Annotated in this window: 17 protein-coding genes; 4 read left to right on the top strand and 13 right to left on the bottom strand. The window is 72.5% G+C overall.

From position 1 onward, the window contains the following. Nucleotides 1-39: 39 nt before the first annotated feature. Both ACIP94_RS07615 and ACIP94_RS07610 read right to left on the bottom strand, forming a co-directional pair. Entirely contained in the window at nucleotides 40-765 is a 726-nt protein-coding gene (locus tag ACIP94_RS07615) for a LuxR C-terminal-related transcriptional regulator (RefSeq protein WP_402420945.1), read from the bottom strand. Further along, nucleotides 762-2,054 carry a PspC domain-containing protein gene (locus tag ACIP94_RS07610; protein WP_402420942.1) on the bottom strand — a complete coding sequence of 431 codons (1,293 nt, stop codon included), beginning with the start codon at nucleotides 2,052-2,054 and terminating at the stop codon, nucleotides 762-764. The genes ACIP94_RS07615 and ACIP94_RS07610 overlap by 4 nt, the downstream gene beginning before the upstream one ends. A gap of 177 nt (nucleotides 2,055-2,231) precedes the next feature. On the opposite strand from ACIP94_RS07610, the gene ACIP94_RS07605 reads away from it, so the two are divergent. Together ACIP94_RS07605 and ACIP94_RS07600 are read left to right on the top strand one after the other, a co-directional pair. Then, nucleotides 2,232-3,824, top strand: a complete 1,593-nt coding sequence (locus ACIP94_RS07605; protein WP_402420939.1) for a PspC domain-containing protein — start codon at nucleotides 2,232-2,234, stop codon at nucleotides 3,822-3,824. After that, complete coding sequence (locus ACIP94_RS07600; RefSeq protein WP_402420936.1) at nucleotides 3,811-4,053, top strand: hypothetical protein; 243 nt, start codon at nucleotides 3,811-3,813, stop codon at nucleotides 4,051-4,053. The genes ACIP94_RS07605 and ACIP94_RS07600 overlap by 14 nt, the downstream gene beginning before the upstream one ends. A gap of 311 nt (nucleotides 4,054-4,364) precedes the next feature. Here the strand turns inward: ACIP94_RS07600 and ACIP94_RS07595 are convergent, their stop codons facing one another. From ACIP94_RS07595 to ACIP94_RS07585, 3 genes are all read right to left on the bottom strand, one after another. Beyond that, nucleotides 4,365-4,889, bottom strand: a complete 525-nt coding sequence (locus ACIP94_RS07595; RefSeq protein ID WP_402420933.1) for a TQO small subunit DoxD — start codon at nucleotides 4,887-4,889, stop codon at nucleotides 4,365-4,367. Between the two features lie 252 nt (nucleotides 4,890-5,141). Then, nucleotides 5,142-6,431, bottom strand: a complete 1,290-nt coding sequence (locus ACIP94_RS07590; protein ID WP_402420930.1) for a hypothetical protein — start codon at nucleotides 6,429-6,431, stop codon at nucleotides 5,142-5,144. 328 nt (nucleotides 6,432-6,759) lie between these two features. Continuing rightward, nucleotides 6,760-7,554 carry a class II aldolase/adducin family protein gene (locus tag ACIP94_RS07585; RefSeq protein ID WP_402420927.1) on the bottom strand — a complete coding sequence of 265 codons (795 nt, stop codon included), beginning with the start codon at nucleotides 7,552-7,554 and terminating at the stop codon, nucleotides 6,760-6,762. Nucleotides 7,555-7,692: 138 nt separating this feature from the next. Here ACIP94_RS07585 and ACIP94_RS07580 point away from each other — a divergent pair, with 138 nt between their 5' ends. Beyond that, nucleotides 7,693-8,184, top strand: coding sequence for a pyridoxamine 5'-phosphate oxidase family protein (locus ACIP94_RS07580; protein ID WP_402420924.1), 492 nt, complete (start codon nucleotides 7,693-7,695; stop codon nucleotides 8,182-8,184). Nucleotides 8,185-8,202: 18 nt separating this feature from the next. On the opposite strand, the gene guaA is transcribed toward ACIP94_RS07580, so the two are convergent. Then, on the bottom strand, nucleotides 8,203-9,786 hold the full coding sequence (gene guaA, locus ACIP94_RS07575) for a glutamine-hydrolyzing GMP synthase (RefSeq protein WP_402420922.1): 1,584 nt from the start codon (nucleotides 9,784-9,786) through the stop codon (nucleotides 8,203-8,205). 346 nt (nucleotides 9,787-10,132) lie between these two features. Between guaA and ACIP94_RS07570 the strand changes: the two genes are divergently transcribed. Then, nucleotides 10,133-10,480: a chorismate mutase gene (locus ACIP94_RS07570; protein ID WP_402420919.1), complete on the top strand. Its 348-nt coding sequence runs from the start codon at nucleotides 10,133-10,135 to the stop codon at nucleotides 10,478-10,480. 506 nt (nucleotides 10,481-10,986) lie between these two features. Here ACIP94_RS07570 and ACIP94_RS07565 read toward each other — a convergent pair. From ACIP94_RS07565 to ACIP94_RS07535, 7 genes are all read right to left on the bottom strand, one after another. Then, nucleotides 10,987-12,795, bottom strand: coding sequence for a GMC family oxidoreductase N-terminal domain-containing protein (locus ACIP94_RS07565; RefSeq protein ID WP_402420916.1), 1,809 nt, complete (start codon nucleotides 12,793-12,795; stop codon nucleotides 10,987-10,989). A 50-nt stretch (nucleotides 12,796-12,845) separates the two neighbouring features. Beyond that, nucleotides 12,846-14,486 (bottom strand): succinic semialdehyde dehydrogenase, encoded by a 1,641-nt coding sequence (locus ACIP94_RS07560; protein WP_402420913.1) that lies wholly within the window; start codon nucleotides 14,484-14,486, stop codon nucleotides 12,846-12,848. Nucleotides 14,487-14,601: 115 nt separating this feature from the next. Next, complete coding sequence (locus tag ACIP94_RS07555) at nucleotides 14,602-16,359, bottom strand: protein kinase (protein ID WP_402420910.1); 1,758 nt, start codon at nucleotides 16,357-16,359, stop codon at nucleotides 14,602-14,604. 66 nt (nucleotides 16,360-16,425) lie between these two features. Next, complete coding sequence (locus ACIP94_RS07550) at nucleotides 16,426-18,432, bottom strand: glycosyltransferase (protein ID WP_402420908.1); 2,007 nt, start codon at nucleotides 18,430-18,432, stop codon at nucleotides 16,426-16,428. A gap of 394 nt (nucleotides 18,433-18,826) precedes the next feature. After that, nucleotides 18,827-20,494: a protein kinase gene (locus ACIP94_RS07545; protein WP_402420905.1), complete on the bottom strand. Its 1,668-nt coding sequence runs from the start codon at nucleotides 20,492-20,494 to the stop codon at nucleotides 18,827-18,829. A gap of 353 nt (nucleotides 20,495-20,847) precedes the next feature. After that, the gene (locus tag ACIP94_RS07540) at nucleotides 20,848-22,461 is read right to left on the bottom strand and encodes a serine/threonine-protein kinase (protein WP_402421719.1); all 1,614 of its coding nucleotides are present in this window, start codon (nucleotides 22,459-22,461) and stop codon (nucleotides 20,848-20,850) included. 219 nt (nucleotides 22,462-22,680) lie between these two features. Further along, nucleotides 22,681-25,395, bottom strand: coding sequence for a protein kinase (locus ACIP94_RS07535; protein ID WP_402420902.1), 2,715 nt, complete (start codon nucleotides 25,393-25,395; stop codon nucleotides 22,681-22,683). Nucleotides 25,396-25,501: the final 106 nt, after the last annotated feature.

The following is a 25,501-nucleotide window of genomic DNA, read 5'->3' as shown; positions in this document are numbered from 1 at the left end:
AGTTCCACCGACCGCGACCGGCTACCCCGCGACGGCCGGTCAGACCAGTCGGCGTGCCGTCGCCCAGCGGGTCAGTTCATGGCGGTTGGACAGCTGGAGCTTGCGCAGGACCGCCGAGACATGGGACTCGACCGTCTTCACCGAGATGAACAGCTGCTTGGCGATCTCCTTGTACGCATAGCCGCGGGCGATGAGGCGCAGGACCTCGCGCTCGCGCTGGGTGAGGCGGTCGAGATCCTCGTCGACGGGCGGGGCGTCCGTCGAGGCGAAGGCATCGAGGACGAAGCCGGCCAGACGCGGGGAAAAGACGGCGTCGCCCTCCTGGACACGGAAGATCGAGTCGATGAGATCGGATCCGGTGATCGTCTTCGTCACGTATCCCCGGGCACCGCCGCGGATCACCCCGATCACGTCCTCCGCCGCGTCCGACACGGACAGGGCGAGGAACCGGACCGGCCGCTCGGCGTCCGCCGTCAACGCGGCACAGCGGCGCAGCACCTCGACTCCTCCGCCGCCCGGGAGGTGGACGTCGAGGAGGACCACCTCGGGCCGTGTCTCGGTGATCACCGACACCGCCTGGTCGACGTCCGGGGCCTCCCCCACGACCTCGACGCCGGTCCGCTCGGTCTGCCCGATCTCCGCCCGGACACCCGTGCGGAACATACGGTGGTCGTCGACGAGCACGACCCGCACGCGCCGCTCCCCCGTGCCCCCGCCCGCCCGCTCCGGCTCCACCGGGCCGGCCGGTTCGTTCGCGTCGCTCATGTCGTACTCTCCGCCCTCTCCATCTCCAGCTCGACCTCCGTGCCGCCGCCGGGCACCGCGCGCAGCCGTGCGGTCCCCCCGTTGCGCTCCATGCGGCCGATGATCGATTCTCTGACACCCATGCGGTCCGCGGGTATCGCGTCGAGGTCGAAGCCGGGACCGCGGTCGCGGACGGACACGAACACGGTCCTTCCCTCGACCTCGGCATAGACCTGGACGGCGCCGCCCTCGCCACCGTACTTGGCGGCGTTCACCATCGCTTCGCGCGCGGCCTGCATCTGCGCGCCCGTCCGTTCGTCCAGGGGGCAGTCGCCGACGACGACGACCTCGATGGGGACGCCGTGCTTGTCCTCCACCTCCGCCGCGTTGCGCCGGACCGCCTCCGCCAGGGTGCGGGGCTCCTCGTCCTCGCCCTTGCCGGTGCCCTCCGGTTTGTAGAGCCAGGCGCGCAGGTCGCGCTCCTGGGCGCGGGCGAGGCGGCGCACCTCGCCCGCGTTCTCCGCGTTGCGCTGGATCAGGGTCAGGGTGTGCAGAACCGAGTCGTGGACGTGCGCGGCGACCTCCGCGCGCTCCTGGGCGCGGATGCGCATCAGGCGCTCCTCGGACAGGTCCTGGGACATCCGCACCAGATACGGTCCGGCGAGCAGCGCTATGCCGACGAGGACCGCGAGTGCCGCCTGGAGGACGGAGCCGAGGTGGGCCGCGGAGCCCTGGAGCACGAAGATGCCGGAGACGCCCGCGGTGACGAGCAGGACACCTGCCGCGGCGCGCAGCAGGGTGAGGGTGCGCCGGCGGCTGCCGACCTCCATCCAGCGGGCCCGCCGTGCGTTGTCCGCCTGGCGCCAGACCAGGGCCACGCCCGCCGCGACGAGCACGGCCGGGATGAGATACGCCTTGGCACCGCCGCCGAGATTGACACTGCCGACGAAGGTCAGCGCCACGACGACCATGAGGAGCAGGGCGACGATCTGGCCCCGGTCGGGTCTGCGGGCGACCAGCCGGCGACGGCCGTCGGGCGACGTCTCGGTGCCGACCAGCGACGGGGGGCGGCGCTCGTCGACGCCGCCGACGCCGAGCGGGACGAAGAACCAGAACGCGGCGTACAGCAGGGCGCCGAGGCCGTCCGCCATCATCAGGCCCACGAACACGAGGCGCACCCAGATCACGGGCAGCCCGAGATGCCCGGCGAGCCCCCGCGCCACTCCCCCGAGCCAGCGTCCGTCGCTGCTGCGGTAGAGCTTGCGCGGCGCCCGCGGGTCGGCAAGGGGCACTCCTGCGGCGTCCGGCATGCCATTGATGGTCACACGAGCGGCCTGCCCGGACATCAGGGTGGACCCCCTAGACTCCCCTGATCTTCGAATCCGGGCGGTCGAACACTTCCCTTGACGGCTGTCGGGGCAGATTTCAGGGTTCGGCCAGGGTCGTCCCGACTCCCGCGAGGCGGCTGCGGCGGCGACCATGGACGCATGACGGATCAGCGGCACACGGCAGCGGGGCGGGGCCCCGGCGCGGGCCACGGCCCCGGCGCCGGGCACGCTCCGGGTGCCCGGGGAGAGGAGCCGCGCGCGCAGGAGGGCACAACCGTGCGGCAGGATGCGGCCGTGCGGGAGAACGGGGCCGAGGACGGAAACGCGGGCGACAGCGTGAGCAAGGACAGGCGCGAGGACGCGGGCCACATCTCCGGCCGATCCGGATGGGAGGGCGGTAGCGCGTCGGCCGCGCACGGAGGGGGCGGGGCGCGGGCGGAGGCGCCCGGGCCCGAGGGCACGTCCCCCGGGGGCGGGGCCGAGACGGGCGAGGGCGACGGCCACTTCCGGCGTGACCGGCGGTACAAGATGCTGGCCGGTGTCTGCGCCGGGCTCGGGCGGCAGTGCGACATGGACCCGGTGATCTTCAGGATCGGGCTGGCGGTGCTCTCCGCGGCGGGCGGCCTCGGCCTCGTCTTCTACGGCTTCTGCTGGCTCTTCGTCCCCTACGAGGACGAGGAGGAGAACGAGATCCGCAAACTGCTCACGGGCCGCGTCGACGGACAGGGCCTGGCCGCGATCCTCTTCGCCCTGGTGGGCTGCGGGGTCTTCCTGTCGATGCTCAGGAACGGCGGGGTGCTGACCTTCGCCGCCGTCCTGTCCCTTCTCCTCGCGGGCGCGGGGTACTGGTCGCGGCAGCGCGGCGCCCCCGACCCTGACCCGCTGGCCGCCCAGGCGGTGGCCGACGCACCCCCCGAGGCGACCGCACCGCCCTTCCCCGCCGGCTCCCCTTCGTGGTGGCGCGACCCCATCGTCAAGGACGGCACGCATGTGGGCGGCACAGGCTATCTGTGGGGCCCGAGCGAGACCCCCGGCCGTGATGTCGCGGCAGCGGTCAACATCGCCCGCGGCACCTCGTACGGACAGCAGATACGCACCCCGCCCCGCCCCGCGCCACGGGGGCCGCGCTGGATCGGCGGCTGGGTGTTCCTGTTCGCCCTCCTCGCCGGCGCCCTCGGCACGGGTCTGACGTGGCACGGCCAAGCACTCGGCACCAGCCTGCAGACGGGCCTGGCGTGTGCGCTCGTCGTGTTCGGAGCGGGCATCGCGATCAGCTCCTTCCTGGGGCGTACGGGAGCGGGCTCGGTCTTCCTGGCGGTGCTCACGGCGGCGCTGCTCGCCGCGTCCGTGGCACTGCCCAAGGACATCGGCACCCACTGGACGCGCACGACCTGGGCGCCGGTCTCGGCGGCCGCGGTCCAGGGGAGGTACAACCTGGGCACGGGCGTGGGCACCCTGGATCTCAGCCATGTGAAGCAGACGGGAGACCGGACGGTGACGACCCGGGCGGAGGTGGGCGTGGGCCGGCTGAAGGTCGTGGTGCCCGACGACGCGACGGTGAAGATGAAGATCGACACGGGTGTCGGGGACATCCGGTTGCCGGGCGACTCCAGGAGAGACGTGGACGTGGAGGCCGGCAGGCACAAGGAGATGACGCTCTCTCCCCCGGCGGGGAGGAAGAGCATGGCCACACTCGACATCAGCCTCGAGGTCGGCGTGGGCCAGGTGGAGGTGACCCGTGCTGCGTCATGAGTTCCAGCCCGGACGGCTGGTCGCCGGTGCCTTCCTGGCCGCCGCTGGTGTCGTCTTCGCCGGCGACGCGCGAGGGGCCTGGGAGACGCCGTGGTTCGCGATGGTCCCGCTCGTCGGCGGCGGGCTCTGTCTCGCGGCCGTGACGGGCATGCTGGCCCGCGCGATACGCAGGGGCCGCGCGTCCCGCGGAAAACCCCACGCCCAGCGGGACGGGGCGACGGCTCCCTAGAGGCAGGACCACGGCCCCCCAGGGCGGAGGCGACAGCCACGGAGGGCGACAGCCGCCGTAGGCCAAGGGGACAGCCCCGCCCGGGCGGAGAGCGACGGGCGACCCCGGCCGCTCCCGCCGCCCGGCCTCACCGGCAGGCGGCCGAGGTCGTCCGCCGTGGAGGGCGACAGCCGCCGTAGGCCAGGGGACAGCCCCGCCGGGGCGGAGAGCGACGGGCCACCCCGGCCGCTCCCGCCGCCCGGCCTCACCGGCAGGCGGCCGAGGTCGTCCGCCGTCAAGCCGATGGGCCGGGCCTGTGCGCCCAGCGGTATTCAGCGATACAGGTCCGCGCGCTGGCGCTGGCGGCGCCGGGCGCGCAGAGTCGCGTCCAGAGAGAGGACCGGGGCCCCGGCGAGGACCAGGGGCAGCCAGGCCATCAGATAGGCGAGGTCGTTGCCGTAGTAGTAGGGGCTGGAGGCCCAGCTCACGGTCAGCCACAGGCTCAGCGAGATGAGCGCGCCGCCGAACGCGGCGAGACGGCCCAGCAGGCCGACGAGCGTGCCGAGGCCGACGGCCAGCTCACCGAAGGCCATGGCGTAACCGAAGCCGGAGGGGTTCTTCAGCGCGAGGTCGACCAGGGCCGGTATCGCGGAGGAATCCCGCACGGTGCGCATCAGGTCGCCGATCGAACCGGAGCCCGAGTTGTGCAGGAAGGTGCTGCTGGTGAGCTTGTCCAGGCCCGCGTAGACGAAGGTGACGCCCAGGAAGATCCGGAGGGGAAGGAGGGCGTACCGGGTGGCGGTGTCCCGCCACGAACGGTCCTCCTCGATATACGAAGTGTGCGACTCCGTGCGCATGCCTTGAGCCATCGTGTCCGCCACCTCTCGCCTGCCAGTCGTTGAGCCCTCAACAGACCATACGTGCGAAAAGGGGGCAACGACTCAACCGGTGCGCCGACTTTCCGGCTTCCCTGCCCGGAGGGCTCCGTCTCCGGATTCCCGGCGCGAACGGCCCCGGTCCCGGGCCCGCCTTCTCTCTCTACCCCAGCGTTCCACCGGGGCGGGCCAACCGTCGCACGGAGTGGGCCGAAAGGCGGAAGGCGTTGTCGGTCACTCCGTCACATCGATCGTCACCCGGTTGGTCTCCACCCCGGCCGCCGTGACCACCTGGACGTCCACCTTCCCGGGTTCCACATCGGCCGGTACGGGGACCGTCAGCAGCGTGTCCGTGGGGTTGCTGAAGCCACCGGGGACCGGGACCAGGGGCACATGGACCTGGACCGCCCCGATGCGGACCACCATCCGGGACAGCCGGCCCGCGGACTCGGCCCCCGGCGGTACGAAGCCGGCGCCGCGGATCTCGATGTCGTCACCCGTGCGGATCGGCGCGTCCAGATCGCCCGCCTCCCGTGCCCGGACCACGGACAGGACCACCGGCCGGCCGCCCTCGGCGTACTTCCCGGCGAGGTAGGTGGCCGCGGAGACCAGGACCAGCAGGGCGACACCCCACGGCAGGTCGGGGAGTTGGTCGGGGCGGCGGGCCAGCCGTACCGCCGCGAAGACCAGGGCAACCCCGCTGATCACCACGTACTGGATGTCCGCGAAGCTGCCCCGGCCGGAGTCGTCCGTCAGCAGGTCCGCCGCCCGCGGCCGGTCGGCCCGTACCTTCTGCAGACGCTGGCCGAGGACCCGCAGCCCCACCACCCTCCGGACGAGGACCGCGATCCCGCACACCACGGCGACCACGGTCACCACGCCCACCCCGTGCACAAGGTCGAGCCCGGCGATCAGCGCGTCGCGCCGGTCGTGTGCCGAGGCCACCGCCAGCTCACCGATCAGCACCAGCAGCGCGTACACGACGAACAGCACCCAGCCCGCCGCCACCGCACGCGATGTCGACAGCCGGTTGTCCTCGCCGATGACGGGCGCGAGCACCCCGCCGCGGGACCGGTGCAGCCATCCGGCGGCGGTCAGCGCGGCGCCCGCCAGCACGGCCGCGACCAGTCCGGCCGTGCGCGCCGCGGTCCATCCCGCCCCGATCGCCGTCAACGCCTGCGCCAGCAGCAGGACGCCCACCGCACTCCACACCACGAGCGCCGTGAGCCGCCACAGCCGGACCAGCCACGCCTCGCCGTCGGCCCGGCTCCGCTCGGCGACCAGGTTCGCGGACTGGGTCAGCTCGTCGGACACCCACTGGCGGGAGGCGGACGCGGAGTACGCGACCGCCGGGGGAAGCCCCCGCCCGGAGGCGAACTCGTCCCGTTTCGCCAGGAATTCGGCGACCGCGCGCCGGTGCCCCTCACGCGCGCCGTGCGGGCAGTCCCCGCAGGTGCAGCCACCCTCGTGGGCACCCGGACCGCTTCCGCGCCCCGCGCCCTGTCTCGCCTCCTGCACCGCCACGACCGCTGCCGCCTTCCCCGCGCCGGATCACACCTCGCACCCACCACCGCAATGGGCAGGCGACGACAGCGAATTGTGCCGTACGGAACACACCTCGCGTCCGCCAGGTCCGGTCCGGGCGGGTGAAAGAACAACCGATCGATTGACAGACGTCATCCGCCGTGGAGAAGTCCCGGGCGGCGGTGGACCGTCATTTCGGCGGATCGGGTTCGCTCAGCTCAGCGAATCAGGCCCGCTCAGCTCAAGTTCGCTCAGCTCATCAGCTCAGCCGATCGGTCGCGCTCAGCTCAGCGGCTCAGGCTCGCTCAGCTCAGCCGATCGGGCCCGCTCAGCTCAGCAGATCGGGCTCGCTGCGGCTGATGTCCTGCCACAGCGGCTGGTAGTTGATCCAGGCCACCAGGTCCCCGCCGAGCTGCTCGCGGGTCGCTACCGCCTGCCGGTGGTCGATCAGCACGGGCCGTCCCGCGGCCTTGGCGGTCAGCTGCACCTGGCACGAGCGTTCCATCGACACAAACCACCAGGCCGCCGCATCCACCGAGTCTCCGACGGTCAGCAGCCCGTGGTTGCGCAGCACGAGCGCCTTGCGGCTGCCGAGCGCGGTCGCGATCCGGCGGCCCTCCTCGGTGTCCACGTTGACACCGGTGTAGGCGTCGTAGACGGCATGATCCTCGTAAAAGGCGCAGGACTCCTGGGTGATCGGGTCCAGCAGATCGCCGAGCGCCGCGAGGGCCCGCCCGTGCACGGAGTGGCAGTGGGCAACGGCGACGACGTCGGGGCGTGCGGCGTGCACCTGGGCGTGCACGGTGAACGCCGCCTGGTTGACGTGGTAGCGGCCCTCGATCACCTGCCCGTCCTGGTTGGCGAGCACCAGGTCGCTCACGGTGACATGCCGGAACGGCATCCCGAACGGATTGACCCAGAAGCAGTCGCTGAACTCCGGGTCACGGGCGGTGATGTGCCCGGAGACGCCGTCCTCGAAGCCGAGCCGTCCGAAGATCCGCAGGGCGCCCGCGAGCCGCTCCTTGCGGTGCGCCCGTTCGTCCTCGACCGACTCGTGCATCGGTGGCATCGCGAACGTCAGCCGGTCCGTCGGCACGGGCGGGGGCGGAGTGGGGCCGTGCATGGGTCCTCCGGCACTGGATTGCTTGACGGGCCGGAAGTTACCGGCGGTCAGGCCCGGATGACAGCGCAGGTTTGTAAAGATGACGCACACAGCTGATATCCGACAGAAGATGTCCGGATTCGGCGCGAGACTCGCCCCATGACGACAACGCACCCCACGGCAACGAACTGGGCGGCTTTCGCCGCGGCGGAACCCGATCTCGCCACCACCGTCGAGGCACGCTTCACGGCCTTCACCCACCATGTCCTCGCGACGCTCCGCAAGGACGGCTCACCGCGCACCACCGGACTGGAGGTGCGCTTCCTGGACGGCGAGCTGTGGTTCGGCATGATGCCCGGCTCGCTCAAGGCGCTGGACGTGCGCCGGGACCCACGTTTCGCGCTCCAGGCGAACCCGGGGCCGGGCACCGGGATGGGCGGCGGGGACGTGCGGATCAGCGGGCGGGCGGTCGAGGTCGACGACCCCGCGACGAAGGGCGCGTATGTGAAAGAGGTGGAACCGCCGCAGCCGTTCCACCTCTTCCGCACCGAGTTGACGGAGGTCGTACGGATCTCCGTCGAGGACGACACCCATCTGGTCGTCGAGACCTGGAAGCCCGGAGAGCCGGTGCGCACTCTCAGGCGGACATGACCCGGGAGGTTCCCGGGATCACTCCCACTCGATGGTCCCCGGCGGCTTCGAGGTCACGTCGAGGACGACCCGGTTGACGTCGCGGACCTCGTTGGTGATCCGGGTCGAGATCTTCGCGAGCACCTCGTACGGCAGCCGCGACCAGTCGGCGGTCATGGCGTCCTCCGACGAGACCGGGCGCAGCACGATCGGGTGGCCGTAGGTCCGGCCGTCGCCCTGGACGCCGACGCTGCGGACGTCGGCGAGCAGGACCACCGGGCACTGCCAGATGTCGCGGTCGAGCGCGGCCGCCGTCAGCTCCTCGCGGGCGATGGCGTCCGCCTCCCGGAGCAGGTCGAGCCGCTCCTTGGTCACCTCGCCGACGATACGGATGCCGAGGCCCGGGCCCGGGAAGGGCTGGCGCTGGACGATCTCCTCCGGCAGGCCCAGCTCCTGGCCGACCATGCGGACCTCGTCCTTGAAGAGCTTGCGCAGCGGCTCGATCAGCTTGAACTCGAGGTCCTCGGGGAGGCCGCCCACATTGTGGTGGGACTTGATGTTGGCCGTGCCGGTGCCGCCGCCGGACTCGACGACGTCCGGGTAGAGGGTGCCCTGGACGAGGAACTCGACCGGCTCGCCGCTCTCGCCGGCCTCCGCGATGATCTCCGCCTGGGCCTGCTCGAAGACCCGGATGAACTCGCGGCCGATGATCTTCCGCTTCTCCTCGGGGTCGGAGACGCCCTGGAGCGCGGTGAGGAACCTCTCCTCTGCGTCGACGACCTTGAGCTGGACGCCGGTGGCCGCGACGAAGTCCTTCTCGACCTGCTCGGTCTCGCCCTTGCGCATCAGGCCGTGGTCGACGTACACGCACGTCAGCTGGGAGCCGATGGCCTTCTGGACGAGGGCGGCGGCGACGGCGGAGTCCACACCGCCGGACAGGCCGCAAATGGCGCGCCTGGTGCCGACCTGCTCGCGGATCGCCTCGACCTGCTCCTCGATCACATTGCCGGTGGTCCAGTTCGGCTCCAGGCCCGCCCCGCGGTACAGGAAGTGCTCCAGCACCTGCTGGCCGTGCGTGGAGTGCATGACCTCGGGGTGGTACTGGACGCCGTAGAGCTTCTTGTCGTCGTTCTCGAACGCGGCGACCGGGACGACGGCCGTGGACGCGGTGACGGTGAAGCCCTCGGGGGCGGCGGAGCAGGCGTCACCGTGCGACATCCACACGTGCTGCTCGGCCGGGGTGCCCTCGAAGAGGGTCGACGAGTTCTTGGAGACGTGCAGTTCGGTGCGGCCGTACTCGCGGGCGCCGGAGTTGTCGACGGTGCCGCCGAGGGCCTGCGCCATCAGCTGGAAGCCGTAGCACATGCCGAAGACGGGGACGCCGGCCTCGAAGATTGCGCGGTCGAGGCGGGGGGCGCCCTCCTCGTACACGGACGAGGGGCCGCCGGAGAGGATGATCGCCGCCGGGTTCCTGGCGAGCATCTCCTCGACCGGCATGGTGCTCGGCACGATCTCGCTGTAGACCCGGGCCTCGCGAACGCGGCGGGCGATGAGCTGGGCGTACTGCGCGCCGAAGTCGACGACCAGGACGGTGTCGGGGGCGGCGTGGGTCGCTGATGACACGGGGTGCCTTCCGGCGGGTCGGGCGGGGGTCTGTGCCATCGATTCTAACGGGGTGGCCGTGGGACCCCTTCCGCTCCGCGCGGCCGCCCGCGCCGGTACCGCCCCGTCTCACCATCCGAACCCGGTTGGACGCGGCCCGTCACCACGGCATACTGGGCCCATGCTCTCGTACACGACCTTCGTCTTTACCTATGGCACCGGGCCCGCCGGATGCCATGGTCGTGCTGCTTGAGCCACTGACAAGCGACTTCCCAGGCGCCCCGGGCCGATACGGTCCGGGGCGCCTGGCGTTTGCGGACCGTGCCGATCCGGGGCCCCTCGACCACCGACCGAAGGAGCCCCGGGCATGACCGCCACCATCACCGAGCAGGCCGCCACCAGCACCGAGCAGGCCACCCCCACCGCCGAGAAGAGCACCGCCGCCGAGAAGACCGGCGCCCACACACCCGAGGCCGCCGATGTGATCATCGGCGCGCGCGAGCGCATCGACGCGCTCGACGACCGCATCATCGGCCTCATCCAGGAGCGCATGGCGGTCTCCGCCGTCGTCCAGGAGGCTCGTATCGCCTCCGGTGGCCGCCGGGTGAACCTCTCCCGCGAGATGGAGATCCTCGGTCACTACCGGGAGGCCCTCGGCAAGCCCGGCACCGGCCTCGCGATGACCCTGCTGGAGCTGTGCAGGGGCCGCGTCTGACAGGCGGGCCCCCCGTACGGCGCGAATCCCCGTACGAGCGGATGCACGTTCGCCTCCCGCCTCACCCGTACGGCGCGTGACCGGGCCGTAGGGGCGTCGTTGGTACCGATGTCCGCGCCAGCCAGGGGCGGGCCCGAAAGGACCACGCGTGGCTCCGCTGGGGCGATGAGGCATACGGATCATGCCGTAGGCCGTGGGACCTCGCTCCAGGAATGTGACCGGACGGCAGGGGACAGCAGCCCGGTCAGCACTGAACGGCCGGTTCCGGGGACGCCCGGAACCGGCCGGCGGAATCTGCCGGGACACGGCCGGCCCCCGGCGCTGGGACAGACGGCCGGAACCGGCGGCACTGCACACAGACAGGCGGCGCGACCCCCCGGCGCCGCTCCCGGGCACCGGCGCCGCCCTGACGCCGATGCCGACGAGGGAAGGGCCCCGCGGCCATGTCGCGGGGCCCTTCGCCTGCGGACGGCGGTGCGGCCCCCGCGGCAGGGGGCCGCGGAAGGTCACTCGTTCTTGGGGGGCACCGCCGGCATCCCCAGGAACGGCAGCCGCAGAGCCCCGAACGCCCGCTCGGGCACCGCCGGATGCCGGGGCTCCACCGGCTTGAGGCGCTCGTAGGCCGCCCCCTGGGCCGGGCGCGGGTCCGCCTCGCCCTTGTTCGGCCAGTACGACATCGCCCGCTCGGCCTGCGCGGTGATCGTGAGCGACGGATTGACGCCCAGGTTCGCCGACACCGCCGCGCCGTCGACCACCGAGATCCCGGGGTAGCCGTACAGCCGGTGGTACGGATCGATCACGCCCGTCTCACGCGAGTCCCCGATCACACAGCCGCCGAGGAAGTGAGCGGTCAGTGGGGTGCCCATCAGTTCGCCGACGTTGCTGCCCGCGAAGCCGTTGATCTCGGCGGCGATCGCGTTCGCCGTCTCCGTACCCGCCTTGATCTGCTTGGGGTTGGGCGTGCCGTGCCCCTGGCGGGCCGTCAGCAGACCCCTGCCCGGGCCCTTGGGCCGCAGATAGGTGGTCAGGGAGTTGTCCAGCGACTGCATCACGAGGGCGATGAGGGTCCGCTCCGACCAGCGCCGGTATGACAGGGAGCGCAGCAGCAGCCACGGGTGCCGCGCCGCGTTCGTCAGCCAGGCAAGGACGCGGGAGGAGCCCTCCGCGTAGGGGACCTGGAGGGTCGACAGACCCCCCATCGCGTTCGAGCCCTTGCCGTAGCGGACCGGCTCGATGTGCGTGTTCTCGTCCGGGTGGATCGAGGACGTGATCGCCACGCCCCGCGTGAAGTCGACGCGGTCCACTCCGTGCGCCTTGCGGTAGCGGCGGTCGTCCGTGCGCGCGCCCACCAGCGCCTCGGAGTTGGTGCGGGTCAGTTCGCCCAGCCGGTCGGAGACATGGGGCAGTTGGCCGTGTGTCTTCATACGGTGCAGCAGCGTCTGCGTGCCGTAGGTGCCCGCCGCGAGGACGACCTGCCGCGCCGTGAAGAACCGCCCCTTGCCCTTGCGCCTGTCGTCGGTCGGCAGGGTGGCGACGGCGAAGCCGCCCCGGGAGTCGTCCGTGACCGACACCACCGTCGTCATGGGGTGGATGGTCGCGCCCGCCTTCTCGGCGAGGTGGAGGTAGTTCTCGTTGAGGGTGTTCTTCGCGCCGTGGCGGCAGCCGGTCATGCACTCGCCGCACTCGGTGCACGCCCGGCGGGCGGGCCCCGCGCCGCCGAAGTACGGGTCCGGGACCTCCTGGCCCGGCTCGGCCTTGGCCGACCCGTCGGCGTCGTCGCCGTCACCGAAGAACACGCCGACCGGCGCCATGTGGAAGGTGTCCCCCACCCCGATCCGCTCGGCGGCGGCCTTCAGATGGACGTCCACGGGGGTCATGGTGCGGTTCAGCCGGACGCCCAGCATGCGCCGCGCCTGGTCGTAGTACGGCGTCAGCTCCTCCTGCCAGTCGGTGATGTCCTTCCACTGCGGGTCGTCGAAGAACGCCTTCGGCGGTACGTAGAGGGTGTTGGCGTAGTTGAGGGAGCCGCCGCCCACCCCGGCGCCCGCGAGGACCATCACATTGCCGAGCAGATGGATGCGCTGGATTCCGTACAGACCGAGGGCCGGGGCCCACAGGTAGTTCCTCACATCCCAGGAGTTCTTCGGCAGCGAGGCGCGGGTGAAGCGGCGGCCCGCCTCCAGGACGCCCACGCGGTAGCCCTTCTCGGTCAGCCGCAGGGCGGTGACGGATCCGCCGAACCCCGATCCCACGACGATGACGTCGTAGTCGTACCCGTCCTCGTCCCGGGTCTGGACGGACTTCTCCTGCGACACGTGCTCTCCTCGTTGAGAACGGCTGGCGGCGGGCGGATTGAGGGTGGTGGCTAGCGGAGGCGGAACGCCTTCATCAGACGCAGACCGCGGCTGATCAGCGCCGCGTACTGCTCGTCGTCCATGCCGAGCGACGGTGCCATCGGCAGCAGCCGCTGCTGCGCGACGGTCTGGGCCTCGGTGTACTTGAGGATGCCCTCGGAGCCGTGGCGGCGGCCGAGACCGGAGTCCCCCATGCCGCCCATCGGCGACTGGGCGCTGCCGTACGCCGGCGCATAGCCCTCGTTGACGTTGACCGTGCCGGTGCGCAGCCGGGCGGCGATCGCGCGGCCGCGGCGGCCGTCCTTCGTCCAGACGGAGGAATTGAGGCCGTAGGGCGTGGAGTTGGCGCGTTCGACCGCCTCGTCCTCCGACGAGAAGCGGTAGACCGACACCACCGGCCCGAAGGTCTCCTCCGCGCACACCGCCATCGGCGCCTCGACACCGTCGAGAATGGTGGGCTCGTAGAAGTACGGACCGGCGTCCGGGCGGGCGACCCCGCCGGCCAGAACCTTCGCCCCCTTGGCCACGGCCTCCTCGACATGCCGGGTCACCGTCTCCAGCTGCCGCTCGCCGACCAGCGAGCCCATGTCGGCCCCGTAGGCGAGGGACGTGCCGAGCCGCATGGCCTTGGTACGGGCGACGAAGCGCTCCAGGAAGGCGTCCGCGATCGACTCGTGGACGTACAACCGCTCGATGGAGATGCAGAGCTGACCCGCCGACGAGAAGCAGGCGCGGACGGCACCCGCGGCGGCCTTGTCGAGGTCGGCGTCCTGGAGGACCAGCATGGCGTTCTTGCCGCCGAGTTCGAGCGAGACGCCGACGAGGCGGGCGGCGGCACTCTGGGCGACCTCGCGGCCGGTGCGGGTGGACCCGGTGAAGGAGACGTAGTCGGCGTGCCGGACGACCTCCGGGCCGACCACCGGCCCCTCGCCGATGACGACCTGGAAGACGTCGGCGGGCAGCCCGGCCTCGATCAGCAGGTCGCGCGCCCACAGCGCGGTGAGGCAGGTCTCGGTGTCGGGCTTCATCACGACGGCGTTGCCCGCGACAAACGCGGGGAGCGCGTCGCCCACCGACAGTTCGAAGGGGTAGTTCCAGGGGGCGATATGGCCGACGACGCCACGCGGGTGGCGCAGTTCGGTGACCTTCGTCAGCGTCGGGAGGGCACCGGTGTGGCGCTTGGGCCTCAGATACGAGGGGGCCTTGCGGCCGTAGTGCCGGGCCGCGATGGCGACGGCCTGCACCTCCTCGTGGGCGTGGAGGCGGGTCTTGCCGGTCTCCAGCTGGATCAGGTCGAGGACCTCGCCCTGGCGGGCGAGCACCAGGTCGTGGAAGCGGAGCAGCACGGCGGCGCGCTGCCGTACCGGGGTCGCGCCCCAGGCGGCCTGGGCGGCACGGGCCCGGTCGAACGCGACCGCCACGTCCTGGGGGGTGGACTCGGGCAGGTCGGCCAGCTTCTCGCCGGTGAACGGAGTGTGGTTGGCGGTCCGGCCGGAGCCGACGACACCCTTGGTGAGCTGGGCGACCAGCTCCGGGGTGACCACGTCGACGGCGGTGCGGGCGCCGGCGGGGGCGGGGGCGAGCGGGTTGGTGCCGGCCGCACCCGTACGGGTCTTGTCGGGGGCCTTCTCCGGGGCCTGCGAGTCCGTCATGAGGCGCAGCGTATGCCCGGGTGAAGCGTTTGGGTACCCGTCGGTAATACGCCTTCACGGGGTGTCCACACCGCGCCAGTGACCGCTGGCAGCAAATGCGCTGATCAGTCCGTTGTCAGGAGCCCAGCAGGGTGCTGCCGACTTTCAGACGGTCCCGGGCGCCCTTGAACAGCGAGGTGCCGCGCCGCTCGTCGGGGGTGCCCTTCGGCATGTCCACGCGCAGCACGTAGTACTCGTGGGCGGCCGTGACGACCAGCAGCTGAAGCACTCGGTACCGCTTCTCCCCCACCCGGTACGTGGTGTCGGTGAGCATGGCGTCGTCGCCGTGGTAGCTCGTAGGTGCGGAGAGCGTGTGCGGGTCGTCGCCCGCCCAGGTGGAGGTGGCCTGCCGCGCCCATGCCGTCAGGGGCGTGGGGGCCGACTCCTCCCGGGTCAGCCGGAGCCGGACGGTGTCGTCGCCGTAGGTGACCGTGTGGACCGTGGCCGAGTCCCGTGCGGTGCCCGCCGGTACGTACACGATCGCGTCGAGCCGCTGCTCTCGGTGGGCGGTCCAGGTGCCGGCGGCGGGACTGGCGGCAACGACCCCGGGCGCCGAACGGTAGGTGGCGTGCTGCTCCGTGACGCCCCCGTCGCCCGGGGCGCCGAGCCAGGTCGCACCGAGCCAGGCGCCGCCCAGGAGCAGGACGCCGAGCGCGGCGGCGGGGGCGGGGCGGAGCAGGAACCGGTGCCTCGGCTGGGCGGTCGGGGTGGTGATGGTCGGTTGCGGCGTGGGGGTGTGTTGTGGGGAGGGGGGCGCGGGGGGTTTCGGGGAGAGGGGTGTGGGGGGCGCGGGGGGTGTCGGGGAGAGGGGTGCGGGGGTTTCAGGCGCGGACGAGGTGGCGGGGGTTTCCGGCGCGGACGGAGTGGCGGGAGTCTCCGGCGCGGACGGTGAGACGGCTCGCGCCGCGGACGGCGTGACCCCCAGGCGGAACGTTCCCGCGTCCTCCGTGAACTCCCGTAGGCGCGTGACGTCCTGGGTCCGCGTCGGCTCCTCCCGCAGCGCAACCGGCGTGGGCCACCCCTCGGCCGCCGCCTCCAGGGCCGCGTGCGTCTCCCGCGCGTCCGGCCGCCGCTCGGGGTCCTTCGCCAGCAGCCGACCGATGAGCGGGCCGAGCGGTCCGGCCCGCTCGGGCTCGGGAGGGTCGGCCGCGAGCACCGCGGCGAGGGTGGACTCCACCGTCGTACGGCGGAAGGGGGACCCTCCCTCGACGGCGGCGTAGAGCAGCACGCCCAGCGACCACAGGTCGCAGGCGGGACCGGCGTTCCGGCCGGACATGCGCTCCGGCGCGACGAACTCGAGCGAGCCGACGAACTCCCCGGTGACGGTGAGGGATTCCTCGCCCTGGACATGGGCGATGCCGAAGTCGGTGAGGACGACCCGGCCGCGCGGGCCGAGCAGCACGTTCGCGGGTTTCACATCGCGGTGCACGATGCCGACGCGATGCGCCGCGTCGAGCGCGCCGACGACGGCGAGCCCGATGCGCGCGGCCTCGGCCGGGGCCAGCGGACCGCGGCGCATGGCCGCGTCCAGGGACTCCCCGCGGACCAGCTCCATGACGATCCAGGGCGATCCGTCCTCGACGACCACGTCGTGGATGGACACGGCCGCAGGATGGTCGACCCGGGCGGCGGCGCGGGCCTCGCGGTAGATCCGGTGGGCGGCCCGTTGGTGCGCCGCGTCGTCCGGATCGCCCGGCAGCCGGGGCTGCTTGACGGCGACGTCCCGCTCCATGAGTTGGTCCACGGCGCGCCACACGGTGCCCATGCCGCCGGAGCCGATCCGCTCGGTCAACCGGTAGCGGCCGTCGATCAGGCGTCCCGCGTCAGTACGCATGTCCCATCACTACCGTGCGGCATCACGGGCTGTCGACGCGGGTCCGGACCAACGGCGAGGCCGGGCTCAGGACTTGACGCGACGTGCGACCGCCTTGACCAGTTCGGTCCTGGCGACACGCAGCACGAAGCGGTCGCGCTTGCCCTCGACCTGCTTCGCGTACCAGGGCAGGCCCAGCCGGCGCCACTTGGCCGGCCCGAGGGCCTTCGGCAGCGAGGGCAGCGGGGTGGCCAGAGTCCCGGGGTCCCCGAGCCGGAGTTCGCCCTGCCACACGCCGGGCGCGAGGTCCCGCACGTCCACGCGCGCGATGAAGCTGTCGGTGTGCGGGGTCCGCTGGGCGGGGAAGGCCGCCGTCGTCCCGTCGTCGGCGGTGAGGACGACCGTCAGCCCGCTCGGGAACTCGGCGAGCCCGCTGGTCCCGCCGATCACCAGCTCCGTGGGGTTGCTGGCCGACCAGCGCACCGCACCGGCCTTGAGGCGCGACGCGACGCGGTGCTTCTTCTGGCCGAGGTCGAGGGTGAAGTTGCCGTAGGGCTTGGTGGTGTAGAGCGTGACGGCCCGCGGACCGTCCCCGGCACCGTCGACGACACGGGTCGTGGGGTCGCCGGAGACGTCGTCGGCGCGCTTGCTGCCGATCCGCACCACGCGCGTGACGCCCTGCGCGCCGATCCTGAGCGAGATGTCCCACAGACCGTCGGGGAGCGGCTTGCCGTCGGCGGCGGTGGCGATGTCGACGGCGGCCTCGAACCCGGCCTTCTCGTACGAGAAGCGGCCCTCGTCCTCGTTTGACCCGAGTCCGGGCGTCGCGGTGTGGGTGACGGGCAGCCGGTACTCCGTGCCGCTCCCCCGCTCCCGCAGCAGGAGGTCGGTGGTCACGTCCCGGGTCTCGACCCGGTGCAGATACCCGTGTCCCGCCAGGTGCAGGGTGGTTCCGCTCAGCTCGGCACGGCTGACGTGATGGCGCACGCCAAGCTGGGGGGTGACGTCGTAGACGGAGTCCGGGACGGCGCGGGCCGGGTCGCGGAAGAACGGGTAGCGGGCGTAGGCACGGCCGCCCTCCGCGTGCACCGGGGTGGACACCTTGCTCTTGGCCAGCTCGCGCTCGAACCTGAGCAGCTCCAGGACCTCGTCGAGCATCCGGTGCCGCACCAGGTACAGCCGCAGCCGGGCCATCGCGGAGAGGTGCTCGTCCATGCCCTCGTGCCACAGCGGCGCGATGGTGTCGGCGAGCTGGGCGAGGGTCTTCTCCGCCTGCTCGCGTGGCTCGCGCGAGATATGGGCGAGGAGGTTCTGCACCTCGATGGTCAGGTGGCGGTGGGCGAGGTGGTCGCGGTTCCGGCCCGGCGGCACGTTCTCGATGAGCAGATCGATCATGTACGGGAGGAACCGCAGGCGGGGCTCCGACCCCTTGGTGCGGGACGTGGTGTTCCCGCCGTCCTCCCGCAGGGTGCAGAACAGGCAGTCGTAGTCGGCGATCACGGAGATGCCGCCCTTGGCGGCCAGATACGCCAGCGCCGTGAAGGGCTGGTCCTCACCGATGGGCAGGCCGGTCGGGAAGCGCAGCCCCTCCCGCTCCAGCAGTTCGCGGCGGAACAGCTTCAGCGGGTTCAGGGCCCAGTAGACCCGGGAGTTGAAGACGTCGGTCTTGGGCTGGGTGCGCTTGAACATCGATGCGGGAAGGCCGCGTCCGTTCACGCCGACCATCTTGCCGAGCACGATGTCGGTGCCGTTCTCCTCGGCCATCGCCACCATGCGTTCCAGGGTCTCGGGCCCCAGGTAGTCGTCGGCGTCCAGGAAGAACACGAACCGCCCGCGGGCGTGGTCGAGACCGACGTTGCGGGGCGCCGAAGGGCCACCGGAGTTCTCCTGGTGGATGACGCGCAGCAGACCCGGATACAGCCCGGCAAGGCGCTCCAGCTCCTCACCGGTTCCGTCGGTCGAGCCGTCGTCGACGGTGATGACCTCGAGGGCCTCCCGGCCGATGGTCTGTTCGGCCACGGATGTGATGGAACGCGTCACATACGGCATCGCGTTGTACGCAGCGACAATCACCGAGACAGTGGGGCTGACCATTCTCAAGCTCTCCAGAAACTAGGGCACGCCCCACTTTTCGATTGACTCCGGGCTCGACGTCGCCACCTCGGTAACGGGCGTCGTTCGCTCGCTCTTAAGGGGCAGGCAAGGTGCCGGTAAGAATCCTGAAGATACCATGACTCACCAATGACCCCGCCGTGAAGATTCGATGAACCGCGACATGGCGCGTGACATTGAACACCGCAGGGCCCGGCCGCGGCGGTCGCAGCCCCGCTGCTCGTGCTCGTGTTAGGGCTCGGCCTCGGGCTCGTCGGGCCGGGACCGGCCCGGATCCTCCCCGATCACGGGGCCCCCGGATCGCCCAGTATCACCCCTGGGTCACCCCGTCGCCCCCGGATCACCCCGGTCACCCCGGTCACCCCGGTCGCCCCGGTCATCCCGGTACGAACGTGTCGACGGCGACGTCGAAGTACTCCTTCGCCTCCTTCACCTTGCCGACGGGCGCCGACACCCATACGTCGTACATCCGGCCGCCCTCCTCCCAGCACAGGTCGTAGGTGTGCCGGGGGCCTTCGGCAGCCGTGAAGCCGTTCCAGCCGAACTCCCAGAGCGCGGCGGGGCCGCCGTGGTGCGAGGTCTCGGTGACGCTGCCGTCGTGGTAGCCCGGGTTCGTGGAGGGACCGTCAGCCGCAGATCGCCGCATCACGGCGAGCGGACCGCCCGCGTCGGGGTCCGCCACCCTGATCCCGAGGCGGAAGGTCTGCCCCGGGGACAGATAGAAGATCCGCTCCCCCTGCGGGCTGCGGGTGAAGCCCTCCGGCACGGCGAGCGAGAACCCGTCCGGGTCCCGCACCAGCCGGTAGCCCGAGGGCGCGGTGCGGCCGGCGGCCGTGGCGGGGCCGGGCGAGCGGGTCACCGTCACCGTGGGCCCGGGCGTGGAGCCGGGGGACGACGGGCGCGGGGATCCTGAGCCGGCCGACGGGCCCGACGCTCCCGTGCCGGCCGACGGATGCGACGGAGCCGTGGGCCCGGGAGCGCCCCCGCCGTCGCCGCGCATCAGCAGCGCCGCCGCCGAGAGGCCCGCGCCGGCCATCGCCGCGACCAGGGCGGCCGCGACGAGGGCGCCCCGCGCCGACCGCATGGCGGGCCGCGACTCGGCCGCCTCCCGGGCCGCCGCCGTCTCGGACCCCTGCCGCGAGGGCAACGGCAGGACTTGCCGGTGCATGTCCCGCTGCGTCGGCGCGTAGGGCACCGGCACCCGTGGTGTCCGTCCCGTCTCCAGGAACTCCCGCAGCAGCCGCTCCGCCTCGGCCGCGTCCAGGCGCCGTTCCGGGTCGCGCTCCAGCAGCCCCCGTACGACGGGCAGGATCGGCCCGGCCTGCGCGGGCGGGCGGATCTCGTCGACGACCACTGCGTGCAGGATCCCGCCCAGCGAGTCGCGGCGGAAGGGCGACTCGCCGCTCAGCACCGCGCACAGCAACGCCCCCAGGGACCACAGATCGGACTCGGGTCCGGCCCGGTCGCCGGACATCCGCTCGGGGGCGGTGTACTCGGGGGAGCCGACGAAGGAGCCGGTCTCGGTGAGCGTCGTGGCGCCCGAGACCTGCGCGATACCGAAGTCGGTGAGGACGACGCGGTCGGTGCCCGCCTCGATCAGGACGTTCGCAGGCTTCAGATCGCGGTGCAGGACGCCGGCGTCATGGGCACGGCGCAGCGCGGCCAGCAGATCGATGCCGATACGGGCGGCTTCGCGCGCGTCGACCGGGCCCTGCCGGGCGACGCGCTCGGCGAGCGAGCCGCCGTCGATCAGCTCCATGACGATGTACGGGCGCTCCTCGTGCTCGACGACGTCATGGACGACGACGATGTGCGGATGCCGCAACTGCGCCACCGCGCGCGCCTCGCGCAGGGTGCGCTCGCGCTGGAGCCGGGCCTCGTCGGCGGAGAGCGAGGGGTCGACGGTGAGTTCCTTGACCGCCACCTGACGGCCGAGCAGTTCGTCGGACGCGCGCCAGACGACGCCCATGCCGCCGCGGCCGACCCGCTCCTGAAGCCGGTAGCGGCCCGCTATGACACGGACGTTCTCCCCCTCGGTCCCCATGCGCCCCATCATGCCGCACAGGATGCGAACCCTCCGTGACGCTGCCACTACCGTGGCCGACAAGCGACGTACAAGGGCGTGCAGCGGGGCGGCCAGGGCGTGCGAAAGGCGTGAGCGGGTGCGCCGACGGGGGCGCGAGCGCCGTCAGGCTCCGCCCCTCCCCTCGCCCGTCACCCCCGTCAAGCTCCGCGGGCCCCCTCGCCCATCACCCCGTCACCCCGTCACCCGTCAAGCTTCGCGGACCGACTCGCCCGTCACCCCGTCACCCCGTCACCCCGTCACCCCGTCAAGTTTCGCGGACCGACTCGCCCGTCGCCCGTCACCCCGTCAAGCTCCGCGGGCCGCCTCGCTTTTCACCCTTCCGGCTGACGCCATCCCCGCAGTACCACGTCGAACTGCTGACGCGTCGTGTCCCAGTCCGCGGCCGGGCCGGACATGTAGATGGCGTACTCCACGCCGTTGCGGGCGAAGTACGTCTCCTCCACGGCGTGCCGCGGTCCGGGGAACGGCGTGTCCTTCGCCAGCGCGGTCCACGTGTACTCCCAGAGGGACCCGGGGCAGTCACGGTAGATGTTCTTGCGCAGGGTCACCCGCTGGTAGTCGACGAGCCGTTGGAGCTGCTGCTGGAGGTCGAGCTGGTGCTGGTAGGCGTCGTCGAAGTCCGGTGAGCTGTCCACGGCGATGCGGATGAAGTGCTTGCCGCCGTCGGGCGTGTAGTCGGTCTGGAAGGCGTCGTACTTCTGCCGCTTCCACTGTTTGCCGGGCAGGAGGAGGCTGAAGCCCGCGGGGTCCTTCTTGCGTACCCAGCCGTCCGGGACGGCGCCCGCCGACTGCGCCTGCGTGCTCGTGGCGGGCGAGGGATCGAACGTGCCGGCGCTCGTGGTGGTGGTGCTGCTGCTCCGGTTGCCGAGAGAGTTCACGGCCACCGCGCCCGCCGCCCCGACGACGGCGGCCACCGCGAGGACCAGCGCGACCGTGCGACCGCGGCGGCGTCTGCGGGGAGCGGCCACGGGGACGGGCTGGTGCAGGGTGCTGCCGCCGGCCGACTGCGCGCCGCGAGCCTGGCGGCTGCCCGCCACGGTCGCGGCCGGCTCACCGACGCCGCTCGCGTCCATGCTCCGCGTCGCCACGTACTCCTGCGCCGCCTTCGGCCGCCGTCCCTCCGCGGCCTCGGCCAGCATCTGTTCGAGCCGTTCCGCGTCGGGCCGCTCGGCCGGGTCCTTGCGCAGCAGTGCCGTGATCACCGGCTGCAGGGCGCCCGCGAACTGCGGCTCCGCGGGCTCCTCGTCGACAACGGCCTGCATGGTGGTCAGCGGCGAGGTCCGCCGGAACGGCGACCTGCCCTCCACTGCCGTGTACAGGGTGGCGCCGAGCGCCCACAGGTCGGAGGAGGGGCCCGGATCGTGTCCGCGGACGCGCTCGGGCGCCAGATAGTCCACGGACCCGACGATCTCTCCCGTACGCGTGATGGTGGTGTCGCCCTCGACCTGGGCGATCCCGAAGTCGGTGAGCAGCACCCGTCCGTCGGCGGCGAGCAGGACATTGCCGGGCTTCACATCGCGGTGCAGTACCCCCGCCGAGTGCGCGGCACGCAGGGCCCTCAGCACCCACAGCCCGATCCTCGCGGACTCGGCGGGCTCCAGCCGCCCGCGCTCCTTGACCGCGTCGGCGAGCGAGCCGCCCTCGACCAGCTCCATCACGATCCAGGGCCGGTTGTCGTGCTCCAGGACGTCGTGGACAGTGACGACGGCCGAGTGGTTGATGCGCGCGGCGGCCCTGGCCTCGGCGTGGGTCCGGGCGAGAAGGACCGGTCGATCACTCTCCGTGACGTACAGTGCGGCCGTCAGTTCCTTGATGGCCACCGCCCGGTGGAGCACCTCGTCGTGGGCGCGCCACACCCGGCCCATGCCTCCGCTGCCTATGGAGTCGACAAGCCGGTAGCGGCCCGCGAGGAGCAGGCCCTGCATCTGATTCACGTTTCCCCGCAATGGTCTTGACGAGGTCAGACTAAAGAGCACCCCCCGCACTGGGAACGGGTGGGGTCCCAACGGAGACCGCACTGTGACGGTTCTCCCTTGCCCTTACGGGACGGAACCACCGCACACTCAGCGCAATCGGACCTCGCCCTCCCCGGACCGGCGGCCCTGCCCCGGCCGTTCACCCCCGCCGTAGGCCGCGGCCATGCCTCAGCCGGTCGCCTGATATGTCTGCTCCGCCTGCTCGAACAGCCGGGTCACCTCGTCCACTTCGGCCTCCGGGCCGCGGACCTGCACCACGTGGTAGCGGCCGCCGACGATGAGGGCGAGATTGCGTACGAACAGCTCGCGCCCCTCGCCGTCCGTCCAGGTGAACTGTCCTTCGGCCATGGTCCGTCCGCCGACGTCGATTCGCCGCATCCCGCTGGAGGTGGCCCAGGTCGAGTCGCGGAACGGCTGGAGTTCGGGCTCCGACTCCCGCTGGTACGCCAGCGGATCGCCGCCGTATCCGCTGGTGCTGTCGCGTCCGGGGACGACGATCAGCTCGAAGTCGCCCTGGGAGTAGACGATCTGACCCCTGTTGTTCTTCGGCGTGCGGTTCCAGCCGCTCGGGACGGCGACACGGAAGCCCTCGGGGTCCGTGCGCAGGGTGAAGCCCTGTGCGACCTGGGGCTCACTGGTCTGGGTCTGCGGGGAACCGGCCGACGGGGACGGGCTTTTGGTGTTCCCGGCGCCCGGCTGCTGCCCGCCGCCCGGCTGCTGCGCGCCGCTCGTGGCGGACTGCCGCGGCGCCTGGCCTGCGTCTCCGGCGGTGGTGGTGCGCTCGCCCGCGGTGCCGGCGCCTGCCCTGTCCCCCGCCTTCGGCATGAAGGCCATGGCGTACGCGATCGCCGCGGCCAGCGCGAGCAGGATCAGCAGAAGCAGGGTGCGGCCGAGCCTGCGGGGCTTCGGCGGGCGCTCGTCCCGGGCGCGCTTGTGGCGGGCACGGGTGGTCGCGGGCAGCCCGGCACGGCGCCTGCGGACCAGTTCGCCGCGGCGCCGTACGATCGGCAGCCGGCTGGGGTCGACGGGCGGCGCCGCGATCACGTGCGCTCCCGCCTCGGGCTCGGGCGCGGACCGGACAAGGGAGCGCAGCCAGCCGCGCAGCTCCTCGAAGTCCAGGCGGTCGGTGGGATCCTGACGGAGCAGCGACTCCACGACCGGGCGCAGCGGACCGCACTCCTCGGCGAAGGCGGGCGGTTCCGAGCAGACGAGCTGGACCAGCTCGGCGGTGCTCTCCTCGGGATACGGCGCATGCCCCTGCACGGCCCGGAACAGCAGCGCGCCGAGCGCCCAGAGGTCGGTGGCGGGCCCGATCGGCGGGGCAAGCTGCCAGTTCTCGTGTACGGGGCCCGCCTGTTCGGGCGCCCAGCGTTCCGTGACGGGACCGACGACGGCCATCCGCGCCTGCCGCGCACGCTCGGCGGCGAGGGCGGTGGTCGGGCCGCGGTGGTTCCAGGGGGTGCCGACGGCACCGGGTTCGGTGGGGCGGGCGTCAGATGCGGCCGGTGGTGCGAACGGGCCGCCGGCCACGCCGTTTTCGTGGGGGCCTGGGCCCTTCTCGTAGAGACCCGCGCCGTTTTCGTGCGCGCCGTTTTCGGGGGCGCCGTTCTCGTACGCGCCTACGCCCTTTTCATACGCGCCCGTGTCCTTCTCGTACGGGCCTGGGCCCTCGCCCTGGGGCACGGGTGTGCCGCCGGGCAGTGCTGGCCGGTCGTCGGCGAGGGGTGCGGCGGGGCGCGGAACCGCGCCGTGCCAGGAGGGCGTACGGCCGACCCCGTACGGGTCGGCGATCTGCCCCGGCGGCGTGGCGGTGGTGCCGGCCGCGTTCTCGGCCCGGTGGGCGGCCGGACGGGCCGCGGGCAACGCCGCCCGTCCGCCCCGCTGTGCCTCCTGCACGCGCGCCGCGGCCCGGGCCCCGGCGCGGTACGCCGCGATCGCCCCGGCCCGCGCCGCCCGCACGTCCTCGGCGGACTCCAGCGCCCGGGGGAGGACCGGGCCACCGCCGCCGGATGGGCTCCCGCCCGGAGCCGGGCCGCTCGCCCGCGCCTTGATGGCGGCCCGTCGGGCGGTCTCGGGGTCCGTGCCCGACGCGGGGCCGCCTCCGGCTCCGAACGAGCCACCGTCACCCGCCGTGGCCCCGCTCTCCGCGAATCCTGACGAACCCCCGGGAACACCGCTCCCCGTACGGTCGCCGGTCCCCTCGGGCGGGGCCCCCGGCGGGTCCCCTTCCCGGTCGGGCGCCCCGGCATCGCTCTCGTCCTCCTGCGCGGGAACCGGGTCGTACCCGCACAGCGCCTCCTCCGCCGCCCCGGCCGCGAGTCCGGTCAGCATCACCCGGCCGTCGTCGCAGACGAGCACCGTGCGTGGCGTGATGTTCCGGTGCACCCATCCGTGGCCGTGCAGCACCCGCAGTGCCATGAGGACGTCGGAGGCGACCTCCGCCGCGCGATACGGCGTCAGCGGCTTCTCAGCGAGCAGCGCCGCCAGCGGACGCGCCGGGACCAACTCGCTGACGATCCACAGCGAACCGCCCTCGGCGAACACATCGAAGACCTGGTCGAGCCGGGGGTGGTCGGGTATCCGGGCGGCGGCCTGTGCGGCCTCGATCGCGCGCCGTACGGCGGGCTCGGCGGGCCGGCGCGTGGCCGCCGCAGGGCCGGTGGCACCGCGGTTCCGGCCGTCCCGGGCCACGAATCCCTCGGGCAGTCCGTCCGCGTCGAGCACCTCCGCCTCGACAACCTCGGGCAACGGCACCTGCCGTACAAGGACTTCCTGCCCGCTGTAGGTGTCGAAGGCCCGGGTCTCGGCGAGTTCGTATTCGTCGGCGGGCGGCAGCGGCAGGCGGTAGCGGTCGGCGAGCACCCGTCCCGCATAGTCGTCCACGATGCCTCCCCCGGCCGCCCGGTTGGTCAATTCCGTTCGCCTTGCGCCCCGTTCCGAATGCGTGCGGTCCGCAATTCCTCACGATACGTGCCGGAGGCAACCTGCA

The sequence above is a fragment of the Streptomyces sp. NPDC093261 genome (assembly GCF_044753645.1).
Lineage (GTDB): Bacteria > Actinomycetota > Actinomycetes > Streptomycetales > Streptomycetaceae > Streptomyces.
Note: the sequence above shows the minus strand (reverse complement) of the source record. Positions and strands in the feature narration are given on the sequence as shown.